Source organism: Spirillospora sp. NPDC127506 (genome assembly GCF_040302145.1).
Taxonomy (GTDB): domain Bacteria; phylum Actinomycetota; class Actinomycetes; order Streptosporangiales; family Streptosporangiaceae; genus Spirillospora.
Genome location: NZ_JBEORG010000017.1, coordinates 132015 through 147758, shown reverse-complemented (window position 1 = coordinate 147758; position 15744 = coordinate 132015). Strand labels below are relative to the sequence as shown.

Here is a 15744-nt window from a genome sequence, read left to right as displayed (position 1 = left end):
ACGACGACGCCCTTGCCTCCGGCTCGGAGTTAGCACCACCTCTTCCTCCAGGGGACTTTCACCCCCAAGCAATCGCCCATGCTGGGCGCACCACGAGAAGGGGAGGCGAGGGCTCGGGGCCTCGCCTCCCCTTCTCGACCCGAGGGGGCTCAGCCGGCGGCGCGCAGGCGGCGGGCGGCCTCCTCCGGCAGGACGTCGTTGATGAACGCGCCCGCGCCCGTCTCGCTCGCCGCGAGGTGCTTGAGCTTCCCCTCCGCGCGGCGCGGCGTGAAGACCCGGATGGACAGGTGCGCCAGGTCGGCGTCCCCGCCGGCCGGGGCCTGCTGAAGGTGGGCGATGTAGGGGGCGGGCGCGTCGAAGAGCCGGTCGAAGCGGCGCAGGACGTCCCGGTAGAGCACCATCAGCTCGAACCGCTCGCCGGCGTCCAGCTCGGGCAGCCCCGTGACGTGCCGGTACGGGTAGACGTGCACCTCGTACGGCCAGCGCGCCGCCTCCGGGACGAACGCGACGAAGCGGTCCGAGCGGGCGACGACCCGTTCGGCGGCCCGCTCGGCGGCCACGATGGCGCAGAAGAGGCAGGAGCCCCGCTCCGCGCGGTGCAGGCGCGCCATGTCCAGCGTCCGCGCCGCGCTCGCCGGGACGAACGGGTAGGCGTAGATCTGGCCGTGCGGGTGGTGCAGCGTCGTCCCGATCTCCACGCCGCGGTTCTCGAAGACGAACACGTACTCGGTGCCGGGGAGGCGGCCCAGCTCGGCGGTCCGGTCCGTCCAGGCGCGGGCGACCGTCTCCAGCCGCCGGTCGGGCAGCTCGGCGAACGACGAGTCGTGGTCGCTGGTGAAGCAGACCACCTCGCACCTGCCGCCGGCGGGCGGGCCGCCGAGGGACGGGAACCGGTTCTCGAACGTGACGACGTGGTAGTCGGCGGCCGGGATCTCGCTGCGCCGCCCGCCCGCCGACGGGCAGAGCGGGCACTCGCTCTGCGCCGGCAGGTGCGTGCGGTCCTGGCGGTGCGCCGCCAGGACGACCCACTCCCCCGTCAGCGGGTCCAGCCGCAGCTCCGACCGGGGCTTGTGCGCGGGCAGGACGCGCAGGTCGGGCGCGGACCGGTCGTGGCCGGGCCCGTCGTCGAAGTAGATGAGTTCGCGCGCGTCGGCCAGCCGGACCGACGTGCGGAGATCGGTGTCCAGGACATCGTCTCCGGTCTGGGATTCGGTCATGTGAGCCGCTGCACCCGGCTCAGGCAGCGCCGCACGACGACCACCACGCCGGGATCGCGGCCCGGTGCGTGCGCCTCCCCGGCGCGCAGGCCGAACGAGACGCCGTCGGGCGCCGCCGCTCCGGGGAACCGCTTCACGACGCCGGCGGCCTCGGTGAGCGGAGGCTCCGGCGAGGCGGTCTCGGGTGGTGACACGGGATCGGGCGGTGGCACGGTCTCGGGCGGTGGCACGGGCTGCTCCGGGCGGGATCTCCGATGGGCGGCGGGCGGCCCCGGGGTATTGGGTCTGCGCGCCCGCCGCCCGGTCCGGAGGGAGGCGGTCAGTCGGCGGTCGGTGGGCGTACGGCCCGTACGGGTCTGGGCGGCTCGACCATGATCGAGGTCCTTTCGCGAACCAGGCCGGTACCGCCATTGAGCCACTTTCGCTCATAATCTGTCAATATCACTCAGGTAACGCCAGAACCCGTTCTCGCGAGGCCCGTTCACCGGACCCGCGCTGACCAGGGCAGGCGTCCGCCGGACGGATTTGATCGATCTTGCGCCGATCGTGACGGATGCGCGCACGCCTCAAGGACAGGCGCGGGATGCGGCCTACCCCTCCGCGGGGACGGAGGCGACCCAGACGTCGACCCCCGCGTTCTCGATCTCCTCGAGCTCCGCCTTGGGCGCCTGGTGGTCGGTCACCAGGAAGGCGATCTCGTCGGCGGGGACGGTCTGGAACATGGTGTCCACGCCCACCTTCGTGTGGTCGACCAGCGCGACCACCTCCTGGGCGGCGTGCGCGAGGGCGCGGTCGACGCCCGCGACCAGCATGTTCGGCGTGGACAGGCCGCGTTCGGCGGTGAGCCCGTTGCCCGAGATGAACGCCCGGCGGACCCGCAGGCTGGCGAGCGTCTGCTCGGCGGCGCCGCCGACCAGGGCGTGGATGGCGCCCCGCAGCGAGCCGCCCGTCATCACGACCTCGACGCCGCGCGACTCGCCCAGCACCTGCGCGACGAGCAGCGAGTTGGTGACCACGGTGAGCGAGTCGAAGCCGAGCAGCTCGCGGGCGAACTCCCGGGTGGTCGTGCCCGCGCCGACCACGATCGCGTCGCCCTCCTCGACGAGCTCGGCGGCGAGCCGCGCGATCGCCGCCTTCTCCGCCGCGGCGACCTTGGCCTTCTGCTGGTAGGTGGGCTCGCGGGACAGCCCGCCGGGCGCCACCGCGCCGCCGTGCCGCCGGTCGAGCAGCCCCTCGGCCTCCAGCGCCCGGATGTCGCGGCGCACGGTCGCCTCGGACGCCTCCAGCGTGGCCGCGAGCTCCCGCATGGAGACCGCGCCGTTCGCGCGGACCATCTCCAGCAGCCGCTGCCGCCGCTCGGCCGCGAACCCCGGACGACGTGCCATGGGGCTCCCTCCGGAACGATCCGACGATGACGGCAGGCACGGTCGATGATGCCAGATCCGCCCGCCGGTCACCCGCCGCGCGCCGGTCCCGACCGGGGTGAACGCGACCACCACCGCGACGCATGCTGCGTAAAATGGGCCGCTTCCATGCCGTTCTGGTGATGACCGATGAGCGGAGACGTGGTGCCCTTCCGACGGCTCGCCGCGATCGCCGTGGCGCTGCTCGCGCTCGCCGTCCTCGCGGGCTGCGGGGGCGGCGGCGCGCCTCCCCCGCAGCGGGCCCGCATGGAGCTCACCGTGCGCGACGACGGCGGCGCCGAGATCGACCTGTACGCGGCGGGACGGCTCTCGTCGGACGCCGAGGCCGAGGCCCTCGCCGGGCGCATCGCCCGGGAATTGTTCCCCTCTGCCAAGAAAGTCCGTGTTAGCACCAGAAAAGCGCGCGGCATTCCCTTTGCCCGTGCGGAAATCCGTCCCGCCTACCGGACGGGCCGGCGGCCGGTGGCGCGGATCGACGCGTCCGGCGCGCTGCGGCGGCTCACCGCGGAGGGCTTCGAGGACACCGCGCTGAGGCTGCGCCTCCCGCCGGTGCCGGCCACGGTGCGGACGGCGGGCGGGGAGCCCGCGGAGCGGCGCTCCTGGCGGCTGCGCGAGGGCTCCCCGGCGCCCGTCCTGGCGATCGAGATGAGGCCGCGGCCCGCCCGGTGGTGCGCGGCGATGGCGTTGCCCGCGCTCGGCGCGCTCGGCGTCGCGCTCGGCTTCTTCGTGCGGCGCCGCGCACTCGCGCTGCCGGCGGCCGGGCTCGCCGTCGTCACCGCCGTCCTCGCGGTCGCCCTCGCGGCGGGGCGGCAGGGCGCCAACCTCGGCGTCGCGGGCCTGCTCCGCGGGACGCCGCTGGAGGTGGCGTCGGTCGCGCCGCTGACCGCCGTCCCGCTCGGCCTGCCCGCCGCGATGCTGCTCGCGGCCGTGCTCGTCCGGCGGACGGGCGGCCCGGGGACCGGCGGCACGCCCGAGGCGCGGCCCCGGGACACCGGCGTGTTCTGGTGAGGGCGTTGTCGGGGGGACGCCCGCGCGAACCGAGGGTCGATAGATCGTAAACTGAGGGTCATGTCCGGCGACCGCCCCTCATGCACCTGCGTGATCTGCCGTGACTACGGTGATCGCGACCGCCTGGACAACTTCCAGCTCCGCACCATCGTGCACGTCACCCAGTACGGGTGGAGCGTCGTCCTCGTGCAGCCGGACGCCGACGGGCCGGGCTGGGCGTACACGATCGGCCTGTGGCACAGCCACCGGGCGCCCGAGCTGGCGATGTTCGGCGGCGACGTGTACGAGACCGAGGAGGTCCTCAACGCGCTCGGCCGGCAGGCCGCCGAGGGGAACGCCCCGGCCGGCGGCGAGCGCCGCGACGGCGTGGTGCGGGGGCAGCAGGCCGCGTTCCGCGACGTCGACCCGCACTGGTACGACGGCCTCTTCCCGGGCGCCGTCGCGTTCTACCGGCGTCCCCCGCTGCCGATCCTCCAGGTCGTCTGGCCCAACCGGCACGGCCTGTTCCCGTGGCAGCCGGGCACCGACCTGCCGTTCCGGCACACCCAGCCGTGGCTGTGGCTCGACCCGAAGCAGCACCCGATCGGCGTCTGGACCCGGCGGCTCTGAGAACAGCCCCGCCCAGGCCGCGGGGCATACGATCGGACGGTGTACGGGCCCATCGCGGACACCATCCGCACCCAGCGCCTCGTCCTGGAGCCGCTGGCCGTCCACCACGCGGACGAGATGGCGCCCGTCCTGGACGACCCGCGGCTGCACCGCTACATCGGCGGCGAGCCCCTCACCCGCGACGAGCTGCGCGCCCGCTACGCGCACCTGGTCGCGGGTGCCGCGCCGTTCCACCAGGAATGGTGGCTGAACTGGATCGTCCGCCGCGCCCGCGACGGGCAGGCCGTCGGCTACGTCCAGGCGACGGTGGCGCCCGCGGCGCCCGGCTTCACCGTGGCTCCCCCGTCCGCCGGGTCGACGGTCATGCCGGGGCGGCCGCGGCTCATCGCGTCCATCGCGTGGGTCATCGGCATGCCCTACCAGGGGTTCGGCTTCGCCACCGAGGCCGCCGGCGCCCTGCTGGGCTGGCTCCGCGCGCACGGCGTCGGCGCGGTCGTCGCGACGATCCACCCGGACAACCGCGCGTCCGCCGCCGTCGCGTCCAAGATCGGCCTGCGCGCCACCGGCGAGACCAGCGACGACGAGATCGTCTGGCGGCTGCCGCCGGCTGTAGCGCCTCCGTGACACTCTGGTGGCGGGCCGCCGCGCGCGGAGGCCCCGCAGGTAGGCGACAATCGACGAGCCAGGGTGAATTCGGCCGGGAGGGGAGAGCATGCGGGAGGTGTGGCCCGGGGACCCCTATCCGCTGGGCGCCACGTGGGACGGCACCGGCACGAACTTCGCGCTGTTCTCGGAGGTGGCGCGACGGGTCGAGCTGTGCCTGTTCGACGCCGCCGGGAACGAGACCCGGCGGGACCTGCCGGAGGTCGACGGGTTCGTCTGGCACGGCTACCTGCCCGGCGTCGGCCCCGGCCAGCGCTACGGCTACCGGGTGCACGGGCCGTTCAGCCCGCGCGACGGGCACCGCTGCAACCCGTCCAAGCTGCTCCTCGACCCGTACGGGAAGGCCGTGGAGGGCGACGTCCGCTGGCACGAGTCGCTGTTCTCCTACCGGTTCGACGACCCCGACGCGCTGAACGAGGACGACAGCGCCCCCTACATGCCGAAGAACGTCGTCATCAACCCGTTCTTCGACTGGGCGGACGACCGGCCGCCCCGCGTCCCCTACCACGAGAGCGTCATCTACGAGGCGCACGTGAAGGGGCTGACGAAGCTGCACCCGGGCATCCCGGAGGAGCAGCGCGGCACCTACGCGGGCCTCGCGCACCCCGTGATGATCGACCACCTGCTCGACCTCGGTGTGACCGCCGTGGAGCTGATGCCGGTGCACCAGTCGGTCCCCGAGCACGCGCTGGTGGCGCGGGGCCTGGACAACTACTGGGGCTACAACACCATCGGGTTCTTCGCGCCGCACAACTCCTACAGCTCGTCCGGGCAGTACGGGGAGCAGGTGCTGGAGTTCAAGGCGATGGTCCGCGCGCTGCACGAGGCGGGCATCGAGGTCATCCTGGACGTCGTCTACAACCACACCGCCGAGGGCGACCACCTGGGGCCGACCCTGTCGTTCCGGGGCATCGACAACTGCTCGTACTACCGGCTGCGGGACGACGACAAGCGCTACCACCTCGACTACACCGGCTGCGGCAACTCGCTGAACGTCCGCAACCCGCACGCGCTGCAGCTCATCATGGACTCGCTGCGCTACTGGATCCTGGAGATGCACGTCGACGGGTTCCGCTTCGACCTCGCCTCCGCCCTCGCCCGCGAGCTGCACGACGTCGACCGGCTCGCCGCGTTCTTCGACCTCGTCCAGCAGGACCCGGTGGTCTCCCAGGTGAAGCTGATCGCCGAGCCGTGGGACGTCGGGGAGGGCGGCTACCAGGTCGGCAACTTCCCGCCGCTGTGGACCGAGTGGAACGGCAAGTACCGCGACACCGTCCGCGACTTCTGGCGCGGCTCCTACGCGACCATGCCGGAGTTCGCGTCCCGCCTCACCGGGTCGTCCGACCTGTACGAGCACAGCGCGCGGCGGCCGTTCGCGTCCATCAACTTCGTCACGTGCCACGACGGGTTCACCCTCACCGACCTCGTCTCCTACGACCACAAGCACAACGAGGCCAACGGCGAGGACAACCGCGACGGCACCGACGACAACCGCTCGTGGAACTGCGGCGTCGAAGGCCCCACCCGCGACCCCGCCGTGCTGAAGCTGCGCGCCCGCCAGCGCCGCAACTTCCTCGCCACGCTGTTCCTGTCGCAGGGCGTCCCGATGCTGTCGCACGGCGACGAGCTGGGACGCACGCAGAAGGGCAACAACAACGCCTACTGCCAGGACAACGAGACCGCCTGGGTCCACTGGGACGACTCGGGCGACATGGAGTTCGTCCGGATCCTGTCCCGGCTCCGGCACGACCACCCCGTGTTCCGACGCCGGCGCTTCTTCACCGGGCGCGGCACGGGCGCCGCCGCCGACATCGCGTGGCTCACCCCGGCCGGCGACAGCATGACCGACGAGGACTGGAACGTCGGGTTCGCCAAGTCGCTCGGCGTGTTCCTCAACGGCGACGCCATCACCGAGCCCGATCCGCGCGGCCGCCGCGTCCGGGACGACTCGTTCCTGCTGCTGATCAACGCCGGGCCCGAGCCGCTGGAGTTCACCCTCCCCGGCGCCGAGTACGGCGACCGCTGGGAGTACACCCTCGACACGGCCGAACCCGACTCGTTCGGCGACCGCCCCCGGCTCAAGGCCCGCGACGCCGTCCTCCTCACCGACCGCTCGCTCCTCGTGCTGAGGAGGCTGCCCTGAGCCCGCGGGTCAGGCGCGGGTGACCTCGATGACCGTGAGGAAGACCAGGACGACCGTCATGACCGCCACCGCGCCGTGGACGGCGACCGCGGCGGCGGGGAACGCCTGCTCCACGCCGCGGGCGTGCCGGCCGCCGCGCCCGACGAGCCAGCGGGTGAACAGCATGAAGCCCTGCACGGCCACGACCAGCAGCGCCGCGAACGCGACCCAGGCGTACGCGGCGTTCCCGGTGGCCAGGTAGGCGATCCAGACGCCGAGGCCGGCCACCGCCGCGAGCGGATGCCCCACCACGACCAGGATCGGAAACCGCGTCACCTTCGTCGAACGCCCCCCGTTCGCGGTCCAGATGACCAGCAGGTAGCCGCCCGGCACGGCGGCGAGGATCCACGCGCCCAGTGCCGCGTACCCCACCCCCCGCTCCCTTCTGTGCACTTGTGCTCCCCGTCCCCGAGGGCAAGTGTCGCCGCCCGGCACGCCCGGCATGACGGATTCCTACATATTGGTGCACAGTCTGTTATCCGCTCGGTCGAGCGGAACCTGAAGTAGCTTGAGAGGTCTATGCGGTCTCTGTCTCCGGAGCCCGGCGAGGTCGACCTCGCCGAGCGGTACGCGTATCCGCCCGGCGCCACCTGGATGCGGGCCAACATGGTCGCCAGCCTGGACGGCGCGGCGCAGCGCGACGGGCGCAGCGGCGGCCTCGGCAACGCCGCCGACCGGCACCTGTTCCTGCTGCTGCGCGGGCTCGCCGACGTGGTCGTCGTCGGCGCGGGCACGGTGCGCGCCGAGGGGTACGGGCCGGTCAAGCGCAGCGCGGGCTGGGACGGCGTGCGGGACGGGCGCACCCCCGTGCCGCCGATCGCGATCGTGTCCCGCTCGCTCGACCTGGACTTCGACGCGCCGATCTTCACGGAGGCGCAGGTCCCGACGATCGTGCTGACGACGGCGACCGCCGACCCCGTCCGGCTCAAGGCCGCGCGCGAACGCGCCGACGTCGTCGTCGCCGGGAGAGACGCGCTCGACTTCGCCGTCGCCGTGCGGGAGCTCGAGGCCCGCGGCCACCGGCGCCTCCTGTGCGAGGGCGGTCCGGCCTGCCTCGCGCAGATCGTGGCGGCCGGGCTGCTGGACGAGCTGTGCCTCACGCTGAGCCCCACGCTGCTCGGCGGGCACGCGCTGCGGATCGTGGACGGGCCTCCGGTGCCCGTCCCGCCGGACATGACGCTCGCCCACGCCCTGCAGGACGAGGACTTCCTCTTCCTCCGCTACGTCCGCAGCCGGTAGCGGGCGAACAGCACGCCCTCGTCGAGGTAGAGGGCCGTCGGCCGGAGCGGCACCTCGGCGTCCAGGGCGCCGAGGAGGCGGGTGTGGCGGGGGCCTCCGAGCAGGGTCGGGGCGATGCTGAGGCACAGCTCGTCGACGAGTGACGCGCGGATCAGCGCGGTCGCCAGGGCGGGGCCGCCTTCGCAGAGCAGATGCTCGTAACCGAGGTCGTCGTGGAGCGCCCTGACGGCGGCGGGGAGGTCGACGTCGTCGCCGCCCTCCGCGACGACCTGGACGTGGGCCGGGGCGCGCCTCCGGCCGCTCCGCGACGTCACCACGATGGTGGGCGTCTCGGCCTCGGTGAACAGCGGGAGCGTCCAGTCGAGGTCGAGGGAGCGGCTCACCACGACGGTGGGGGCGGGCGGCCTGCCGCGGCGCGCGCGCAGATCGCCGCGCAGGCGGGCAGGGCCGAGGCGCCCCGTGCGGACCGTGCCGGCGCCCACGAGGATCGCGTCGGTCAGCGCGCGCAGGGTGCGGAAGACGCGGAAGTCGGCTTCGCCGCCGAGGCGGTCCGTCCAGCCCTCGGCGTCGGTGACGGAGCCGTCCACGCTCATGACCATGCCGAGCCGCAGCCCCGGCTGGTCGCCGTAGGCGTCGTAGGGGTCGGCGAACGGGTCGGCGCCGGCGGCGGGCTCGGGCAGCAGACGGCGCATGACCTGCACGTTATCGGAACCCCGGGATGGCGCTTTGTCGGTGCCGGATAGCAAGATGGCGGAATGGACCTGCCGATCAGCCCGCCGCTGCCGCCGATGCTGGCCAAGGCGGTCAAGACCATGCCCAAGGGCGACCTGCTGTACGAGCCGAAGTGGGACGGCTTCCGCTGCATCGTGTTCCGCGACGGCGACGAGGTGGAGCTGTCCAGCCGCGGCAGGAAGCCGCTCACCCGGTACTTCCCCGAGGTGGTCGAGGCGGTGAAGCGCGAGCTGCCCGAGCGGTGCGTGGTGGACGGCGAGATCGTGCTGCCGAAGGGGACGCGCCTCGACTTCGACGGCCTGCAGCAGCGCATCCACCCGGCCGCGTCCCGGATCAAGCTGCTGTCGGAGGAGACGCCCGCCTCGTTCGTGGCGTTCGACCTGCTGGCGCTCGGCGGCGAGTCGCTGATGGAGGTTCCGCTCGGCGAGCGGCGGCGGCGCCTCGTCGACACGCTGTCCGGGGCGAAGGCGCCCGTCCACGTCACGCCGGCGTCCGACTCCTACGAGCTGGCGCTGCGCTGGTTCGACGAGTTCGAGGGCGCGGGGCTGGACGGCGTCATCGCCAAGCCGCGCGACAGCGTGTACGAGCCCGACAAGCGCGTCCTGTTCAAGGTCAAGCACGAGCGCACCGCCGACTGCGTGGTGGCGGGCTTCCGCTGGCACAAGTCCGGGCCGATCGTCGGTTCGCTGCTGCTCGGGCTCTACAACTCCGAGGGCAAGCTCCAGCATGTGGGGGTGGCGGCCTCGTTCACGATGGAGCGGCGCGCCGAGCTGGTGGAGGAGCTGCGGCCGTACCGGCTGGAGGACCTCTCCCAGCATCCGTGGTCGGAGTGGGCGAACCAGACGGAGGCGACCGTCGACCGCATGCCGGGGGCCGTCTCCCGCTGGACGGGCAAGAAGGACCTCAGCTGGGTTCCGCTGCGTCCGGAGCTGGTGGTGGAGGTGGCGTACGAGGCGATGGAGGGGAACCGCTTCCGGCACACGGCCCGGTTCCGGAACTGGCGTTCCGACCGGACGCCCGAGTCCTGCACCTACGAGCAGCTCGAGGTGCCGGTCGCCTACGACCTGGACGACATTTTCAGCGGCTCGGCCACGAGCGCCCGCGTCGACCGCTGAGCCGCCCGCCGGCGTCCGGCGGTGCCTTGAGGCGGCGCGTCTTCGCCTCACTGGGGGGCGCCGGGACGCAGCCGCGGGAGTCGAGCGCCTGCGATCGCCGGTGCTGGTGAGGAGCATGCGCACCGCTCGGAGCCGAGCGGTGTTTGCGGTGGCGCTGCAAGATCATGCAGAACGGTGCGAAGGATGCTAGGCTGGCAACTTGCAAGTTGCGCACAGAAAGCCCAATCCTACGTATAGGAGTGTAGCCGAAGCATGGGACTTCGTCAAGCGGACGCTGTCAACCCCGACCGCGACAATTCCGTGCCGATACACGCCGAGCAGGCTTACGTCGACCGCGTCTACGCGCGGCTCGACGCCGAGCGGGCCAAGGCCGAGGCCGCGCTCCGCGAGGGGCCGGCGGCGGGCGGCGGCGCCGCGTTCCAGGCGCGGGTGGAGCGCGCCGTCGCGACCGATGAGGCGGCCCGCCGGCTCGCCCGGCTCGGCGGCGTCGAGCACGGCCTGTGCTTCGGCCGGATCGACCACCGCGCCGGCGCGGACGGCCCCGGCGACACGTTCTACATCGGCCGCATCGGGCTCCGCGACGAGGACCACGAGCCCATCCTGATCGACTGGCGCGCCGCCGCGGCCCGGCCGTTCTACACCGCGACGCCCGGCGCGCCCGGCACCCTCGCGCGCCGCCGCCACCTGCACCTGCGGAACCGCGAGGTCGTCCGGCTCGACGACGAGGTCTTCGACCTGGAGGGCCTGGAGGAGTCGGAGCGGCGCGGCATCGTCGGCGAGGCCGCGCTGCTCGCCGCGCTCCGCCGCGGCCGCACGGGCCGGATGAGCGACGTGGTGGCGACCATCCAGGAGGAGCAGGACCAGGTCATCCGCTCGGGCCTGCACGGCGTGCTCGTCGTCCAGGGCGGCCCCGGCACCGGCAAGACCGTCGCGGCCCTGCACCGCGCCGCGTACCTGCTGTACACGCACCGGGACGTCCTCGAACGGCGCGGGGTGCTCATCGTCGGCCCGAACGCCACGTTCCTCCGCTACATCGAGCAGGTCCTTCCCGGCCTGGGCGAGACCGACGTCGTCCTGGCCACCGTCGGCGAGCTGTACCCCGGCCTCAAGGCGACCGCACGGGACACCCCCGACGTCGCCGTCGTCAAGGGCGACATCCGCATGGCCGACCTGGTGCAGGCGGCCGTCCGCGACCGGCAGCGCGCCCCCTCTGACGGCCTCCACATCGACACCGACGGCCTCACCCTCACCGTGGACGCCGAGAAGTGCGAGCAGATCCGCGACCGTGCCCGCGCCCTGCGCCTCCCCCACAACGTGCAGCGGCGCCGTTTCGTCCACGACATGCTGGAGGCCCTCGCCCTCAACCGGGCCGAGCAGTACGACCGCATCGTGGACGAGCCGCTGGAGGAGATGGCGAACTCCGGCGGCCTCCCCGACTGGCTCCAGGAACTCGTCGACGAGGCCAAGGACGAACCCCTCCTGGACGAAACGGACCTCCGCCTGGCCAAGGAGGCCCTCTGGCATGATCCGGCCGTCCGCAAGGCCGTCAACGAACTCTGGCCCGAGCTGACCCCGCAGCAGCTGCTGGCCGACCTGTACGCCTCCCCCGACACCCTCGCGCGGCTGGGCGCCGAAGTCGGCCTCCCGGACTGCGCGCTCCTGCACCGCCCCGCCGGCTCCCCCTGGACCGTCTCCGACGTCCCCCTCCTCGACGAGGCCGCCGAGCACCTCGGCGTGGACGACTCCGCCGAGCGGGCGCGCCGCCGCGCCGCCGACGCCGCCCGCGCCGAGGAGGAGCGCTACGCCGCCGAGGTCATCGAGACCGCCGGCACCGGCGACCTGCTCTCCGCCCGCGACGTGATCTCCGCGAGCGGCCTGGCCGACCGCCACCACGACGACGGCCCGCCCCTCACCACCGCGCAGCGCGCCCTCGCCGACCGCGAATGGGCGTACGGCCACGCGATCGTGGACGAGGCGCAGGAGCTGTCCGAGATGGCCTGGCGCACCGTCATGCGCCGCGTCCCGACCCGCTCCCTGACCGTCGTCGGCGACATCGCCCAGACCGGCAGCGCCGCCGGGGCGACCACCTGGGGCCAGATGCTCGACCGCTACGTCCCCGGCCGCTGGCGCGAGCAGCGCCTCCTCGTCAACTACCGCACCCCGGCCGCCATCATGCGGGTCGCCGCCCGCGTCCTCGCCGCCGTCGACCCGGGCCAGACGCCGCCCGCCCCGGTCCGCGACGACGGCCCGCCGCCCACCGCACTGGCCCTGCCGATCCCCGAACTCCCGGGCCTCGTCGACTCGGAGCTGGCCCGCATCACCGACGACGCCACCGCCGAGGGCCGCCTCGCCGTCATCACCTCCGGCGCCCGCCACGCCGCCGTCCGGGACGCCCTCCCGGACGCCGCCGCCGGCACCGCCCCGGAGGCCCTCGACGCCCCGGTGGTCGTCCTCACCGCCGAGGAGGCGAAGGGCCTGGAGTTCGACTCGGTCATCGTCGTGGACCCGTCAGGCATCCTGAACGAGTCCCCCAAGGGCGGCCAGGACCTCTACGTCGCCCTGACCCGCCCCACCCGCCGCCTGACCATCGTCCACGCCAACGACCTCCCGCCCCTCCTAGCGCCCCTGGAGTAGGGCGGAAAGCGTCCGGTCGAGTTCGGTCTTGATGATTTGGCCGGCTTCTGGGGGGTTTTGGGTGCGGATGGCGTCGATCAGGGCGGCGTGGGCGGCTCGGCCGTGGGCGGTGTCGGACGTGCGGACGTCCACCAGGGCCGCGAGGTCGAGGAGGCCGTCGCGCAGGACGGGGACGAACTCGGCGAACAGGTCGGCGAGGACCGGGTTGTGCGCGGCGGCCACGACGGCGGTGTGCAGGGCGATGTCGGCGTCGATGAACGCCTCGATGGCGGGGCCGGCGAAGGCCTCGTCGCGGGCGGCCAGGGCCGCGTCGAGGGCGGTGAGGTCGGCGTCGGTGCGGCGCTCGGCGGCCAGTTCGGCGGCGCGGACCTCCAGCATCATGCGGATCTCGTAGACGTCGGCGACGGAGGCGCGGCGGAGCCGGGCCGGCCAGTCCTCGTCCGGCTCGGTCGCGATGACGAAGACGCCGGCGCCCTGGCGGGCCTGGACGAGGCCCGCGCCGGCCAGGGCGCGCAGGGCCTCGCGGACGGTGGAGCGGCCCACGCCGAGGTCGCGGGCCAGGGTCGTCTCGCCGGGGAGCTTCGCGCCGACCGGCCAGGAGCCGTCCGCGATGCGGTCGCGCAGGCGCTGGGCGGCCTGCTCGACGAGCGGGCTGGGCCGCAGGGGGCCGAGCGGGACTCGGCTGTTCGGGCTGGCGGGCGGCATGCGGGGTCCTTCGCGGTGGGCGGACGGCCAGGATATCCCCACTCAGCTTGTCTGAGGAGCTGAGGTGTGGTTAGGTGGCCGACATGTCGTGGCGGGTGCTTCTCCTCGGTCGCCGCGGCGGGGCCTGATCCAGACCGGCACCCCGCCGCGGGGTCCGGTGCTGCCGGTCGTCCGGCGACGAAGTGAGGACACGCCCCGATGAACTTCCCGACCCTGCGCACCCCGTCCGGCCCAGCGGACGGACCCTTCTGGAACCCGCAGCGCGGCAGCTCCATGCCTTTCCACCGGTACCGGTCGATCCACGACCGCGTGCCGTCGCCCGTCCCCGAGGTCGACCGCACCTGGCCGTCCCGGCGCATCGAGAAGGCGCCGCTGTGGGTGCCCGTCGACCTGCGGGACGGCAACCAGGCGCTGGCCGAGCCCATGGACACCCCCCGCAAGCGCCGCATGTTCGACCTCTTCGTGGCGATGGGCTTCAAGGAGATCGAGGTCGGCTACCCGTCGGCCAGCCAGACCGACTTCGACTTCGTCCGGCACCTGGCCGAGACGGGGATACCGGACGACGTGACGCCCGTGGTGTTCACGCCGGCGCGGCGCGAGCTGATCGAGCGGACGTTCGAGTCGATCGAGGGCCTGCCCCGGGCGGTCGTCCACCTGTACACGGCGACCGGGCCGGTGTGGCGCGGCGTCGTGCTGGGCTCCGACCGGGCCGGCGTGAAGCGGCTGATCCTGGACGGGGCGGCCGACGTGGCGCGGCTCGCATGGCCCGGCGTGCGGTTCGAGTTCTCCCCGGAGACGTTCAACTTCACCGAACCGGACTACGCGCTGGAGGTGTGCGACGCGGTCACCGGGCTGTGGGACGCCTCGGCCGACCGGCCGGTGATCCTGAACCTGCCCGCGACCGTGGAGATCGCCACGCCGAACGTGTACGCCGACCAGATCGAGTACATGCACCGGAACCTGGCCCGGCGGGACGCGGTGATCCTTTCCGTGCACCCGCACAACGACCGCGGGACGGGCGTCGCCTGCGCCGAGCTGGCGCTGCTCGCCGGCGCGCAGCGGGTCGAGGGCTGCCTGTTCGGCAACGGCGAGCGGACGGGCAACGTCGACCTCGTCACCCTGGCGCTGAACCTGCACGCGCAGGGCGTCGACCCGATGATCGACTTCTCCGACATCGACGAGATCCGCCGGACGGTCGAGTACTGCAACCGGCTGCCCGTCCACGAGCGGCACCCGTACGGCGGCGACCTCGTGTACACGGCGTTCTCCGGGACGCACCAGGACGCGATCGGCAAGGGCATGGCCGCCCACGCCCGCCGCGCCGAGGTGACCGGGACGCCGCCGGAGCAGCTGCCGTGGGACGTCCCGTACCTGCCGATCGACCCCGCCGACGTCGGACGCGGGTACGAGGCGGTCATCCGCGTCAACAGCCAGTCCGGCAAGGGCGGGATCTCCTACCTGCTGCGCACCGGGTACGGGCTCGAACTGCCGCGCCGCCTGCAGATCGAGTTCTCCCAGGTGGTGCAGCGGGCGACGGACGGCAGCGGCGAGGAGATCACGGCGGCGGAGCTGTGGGACCTGTTCCGCGCCGAGTACCTCGACGCGTCCGGCCCGGTCTCGGTGGCCGAATGGCGGACCTCGCACACCGGCCCCGCGCGGCACGACTTCACCGGCGTCATCCGCGTGGACGGCGACGAGCGGGAGCACACCGGCTCGGGCAACGGCCCCATCGACGCGCTCGCCGACGCCCTGTCGTCCGCCGGGATCAAGGTGGACGTCCTGCAGTTCGTGCAGCACTCCACCGAGTCGGGCCCCGACGCCATGGCCGCCGCCTACGCCGAATGCCGGGTCGACGGCGTCACGTCGTGGGGCGCCGGGCGCGACACGTCCGTGCTGACCGCCTCGGTGGAGGCCGTCCTGTCCGCGGTGAACCGCGCGAAGCGCTAGTCGCGGCGGCGGCCGAGCGTGCGCCGCCAGGACAGGCCGGTCCCGGGGATCCGGAACACCACCTGGCGGCGCCCGTCCGCGGACCGCGTGTAGCGGGCGCCGCGGGCGCCGACGCTGTGCCCGACGCCCTTCTTGGACAGGTTGATGCGGAACGGCCCCATCCGGATTGCTTTTCGATAGCTCCAACCCATGCGGCGGGGGACGGCCCAGCTTCCCGCCCAAGTGCCCCTGCACGGCTGGCGAACTCGGCCCAGCCCCCACCCTCTCGT

At 73.5% G+C, this 15744-nt stretch carries 15 protein-coding genes; 8 read left to right on the top strand and 7 right to left on the bottom strand.

Going from position 1 to position 15744, the window contains the following annotated elements; translation table 11 throughout:
• Positions 1-149 precede the first annotated feature (149 nt).
• The 3 genes from galT to ABTW95_RS18380 form a co-directional block, all read right to left on the bottom strand.
• The gene (gene galT, locus ABTW95_RS18390; RefSeq protein WP_500226878.1) at positions 150-1217 is read right to left on the bottom strand and encodes a galactose-1-phosphate uridylyltransferase; all 1068 of its coding nucleotides are present in this window, start codon (positions 1215-1217) and stop codon (positions 150-152) included.
• Positions 1214-1411 (bottom strand): hypothetical protein, encoded by a 198-nt coding sequence (locus tag ABTW95_RS18385; protein WP_500226877.1) that lies wholly within the window; start codon positions 1409-1411, stop codon positions 1214-1216. Before ABTW95_RS18385 ends, galT begins: the two co-directional genes overlap by 4 nt.
• Positions 1412-1807: 396 nt before the next feature.
• Entirely contained in the window at positions 1808-2602 is a 795-nt protein-coding gene (locus ABTW95_RS18380; RefSeq protein ID WP_396445439.1) for a DeoR/GlpR family DNA-binding transcription regulator, read from the bottom strand.
• 180 nt (positions 2603-2782) lie between these two features.
• Between ABTW95_RS18380 and ABTW95_RS18375 the strand changes: the two genes are divergently transcribed.
• From ABTW95_RS18375 to glgX, 4 genes are all read left to right on the top strand, one after another.
• Positions 2783-3649: a hypothetical protein gene (locus ABTW95_RS18375; RefSeq protein WP_500226876.1), complete on the top strand. Its 867-nt coding sequence runs from the start codon at positions 2783-2785 to the stop codon at positions 3647-3649.
• Between the two features lie 60 nt (positions 3650-3709).
• Positions 3710-4258: a DUF4262 domain-containing protein gene (locus ABTW95_RS18370; RefSeq protein WP_396445437.1), complete on the top strand. Its 549-nt coding sequence runs from the start codon at positions 3710-3712 to the stop codon at positions 4256-4258.
• A 39-nt stretch (positions 4259-4297) separates the two neighbouring features.
• A complete protein-coding gene (locus tag ABTW95_RS18365) occupies positions 4298-4882 on the top strand; it encodes a GNAT family N-acetyltransferase (protein ID WP_500226875.1) in 585 nt (194 codons plus the stop codon).
• Positions 4883-4970: 88 nt separating this feature from the next.
• Positions 4971-7064, top strand: coding sequence for a glycogen debranching protein GlgX (glgX, locus tag ABTW95_RS18360; protein ID WP_396445435.1), 2094 nt, complete (start codon positions 4971-4973; stop codon positions 7062-7064).
• A 9-nt stretch (positions 7065-7073) separates the two neighbouring features.
• Here the strand turns inward: glgX and ABTW95_RS18355 are convergent, their stop codons facing one another.
• Positions 7074-7475 (bottom strand): hypothetical protein, encoded by a 402-nt coding sequence (locus ABTW95_RS18355; protein WP_500226874.1) that lies wholly within the window; start codon positions 7473-7475, stop codon positions 7074-7076.
• A gap of 147 nt (positions 7476-7622) precedes the next feature.
• Between ABTW95_RS18355 and ABTW95_RS18350 the strand changes: the two genes are divergently transcribed.
• Entirely contained in the window at positions 7623-8342 is a 720-nt protein-coding gene (locus ABTW95_RS18350; protein WP_396445433.1) for a pyrimidine reductase family protein, read from the top strand.
• On the opposite strand, the gene ABTW95_RS18345 is transcribed toward ABTW95_RS18350, so the two are convergent.
• Entirely contained in the window at positions 8324-9034 is a 711-nt protein-coding gene (locus ABTW95_RS18345) for a dihydrofolate reductase family protein (protein WP_396445432.1), read from the bottom strand. The genes ABTW95_RS18350 and ABTW95_RS18345 overlap by 19 nt on opposite strands.
• A gap of 63 nt (positions 9035-9097) precedes the next feature.
• Here ABTW95_RS18345 and ABTW95_RS18340 point away from each other — a divergent pair, with 63 nt between their 5' ends.
• Together ABTW95_RS18340 and ABTW95_RS18335 are read left to right on the top strand one after the other, a co-directional pair.
• Positions 9098-10189 (top strand): ATP-dependent DNA ligase, encoded by a 1092-nt coding sequence (locus ABTW95_RS18340; protein WP_396445431.1) that lies wholly within the window; start codon positions 9098-9100, stop codon positions 10187-10189.
• Positions 10190-10441: 252 nt separating this feature from the next.
• Positions 10442-12823 carry a HelD family protein gene (locus tag ABTW95_RS18335; RefSeq protein ID WP_396445430.1) on the top strand — a complete coding sequence of 794 codons (2382 nt, stop codon included), beginning with the start codon at positions 10442-10444 and terminating at the stop codon, positions 12821-12823.
• Here the strand turns inward: ABTW95_RS18335 and ABTW95_RS18330 are convergent.
• Positions 12806-13528 (bottom strand): FadR/GntR family transcriptional regulator, encoded by a 723-nt coding sequence (locus ABTW95_RS18330; RefSeq protein ID WP_396445429.1) that lies wholly within the window; start codon positions 13526-13528, stop codon positions 12806-12808. The two genes, ABTW95_RS18335 and ABTW95_RS18330, sit on opposite strands and share 18 nt — an antisense overlap.
• 198 nt (positions 13529-13726) lie before the next feature.
• Here ABTW95_RS18330 and leuA point away from each other — a divergent pair, with 198 nt between their 5' ends.
• Positions 13727-15475 (top strand): 2-isopropylmalate synthase, encoded by a 1749-nt coding sequence (gene leuA, locus ABTW95_RS18325; protein WP_500226873.1) that lies wholly within the window; start codon positions 13727-13729, stop codon positions 15473-15475.
• On the opposite strand, the gene ABTW95_RS18320 is transcribed toward leuA, so the two are convergent.
• The gene (locus ABTW95_RS18320) at positions 15472-15666 is read right to left on the bottom strand and encodes a DUF4236 domain-containing protein (RefSeq protein ID WP_396445427.1); all 195 of its coding nucleotides are present in this window, start codon (positions 15664-15666) and stop codon (positions 15472-15474) included. The genes leuA and ABTW95_RS18320 overlap by 4 nt on opposite strands.
• Between the last annotated feature and the right edge of the window lie 78 nt (positions 15667-15744).

What these genes read in the sequence shown, in the direction of transcription:
- ABTW95_RS18335 (WP_396445430.1), top strand. Translation starts at nt 10,442, where the DNA reads ATGGGACTTCGTCAAGCGGACGCTGTCAACCCCGACCGCGACAATTCC.
- ABTW95_RS18370 (WP_396445437.1), top strand. Translation starts at nt 3,710, where the DNA reads ATGTCCGGCGACCGCCCCTCATGCACCTGCGTGATCTGCCGTGACTAC.
- ABTW95_RS18350 (WP_396445433.1), top strand. Translation starts at nt 7,623, where the DNA reads ATGCGGTCTCTGTCTCCGGAGCCCGGCGAGGTCGACCTCGCCGAGCGG.
- ABTW95_RS18345 (WP_396445432.1), bottom strand. Translation starts at nt 9,034, where the DNA reads ATGCGCCGTCTGCTGCCCGAGCCCGCCGCCGGCGCCGACCCGTTCGCC.
- galT (WP_500226878.1), bottom strand. Translation starts at nt 1,217, where the DNA reads ATGACCGAATCCCAGACCGGAGACGATGTCCTGGACACCGATCTCCGC.
- ABTW95_RS18320 (WP_396445427.1), bottom strand. Translation starts at nt 15,666, where the DNA reads ATGGGTTGGAGCTATCGAAAAGCAATCCGGATGGGGCCGTTCCGCATC.
- ABTW95_RS18340 (WP_396445431.1), top strand. Translation starts at nt 9,098, where the DNA reads ATGGACCTGCCGATCAGCCCGCCGCTGCCGCCGATGCTGGCCAAGGCG.
- ABTW95_RS18330 (WP_396445429.1), bottom strand. Translation starts at nt 13,528, where the DNA reads ATGCCGCCCGCCAGCCCGAACAGCCGAGTCCCGCTCGGCCCCCTGCGG.
- leuA (WP_500226873.1), top strand. Translation starts at nt 13,727, where the DNA reads ATGAACTTCCCGACCCTGCGCACCCCGTCCGGCCCAGCGGACGGACCC.
- glgX (WP_396445435.1), top strand. Translation starts at nt 4,971, where the DNA reads ATGCGGGAGGTGTGGCCCGGGGACCCCTATCCGCTGGGCGCCACGTGG.
- ABTW95_RS18380 (WP_396445439.1), bottom strand. Translation starts at nt 2,602, where the DNA reads ATGGCACGTCGTCCGGGGTTCGCGGCCGAGCGGCGGCAGCGGCTGCTG.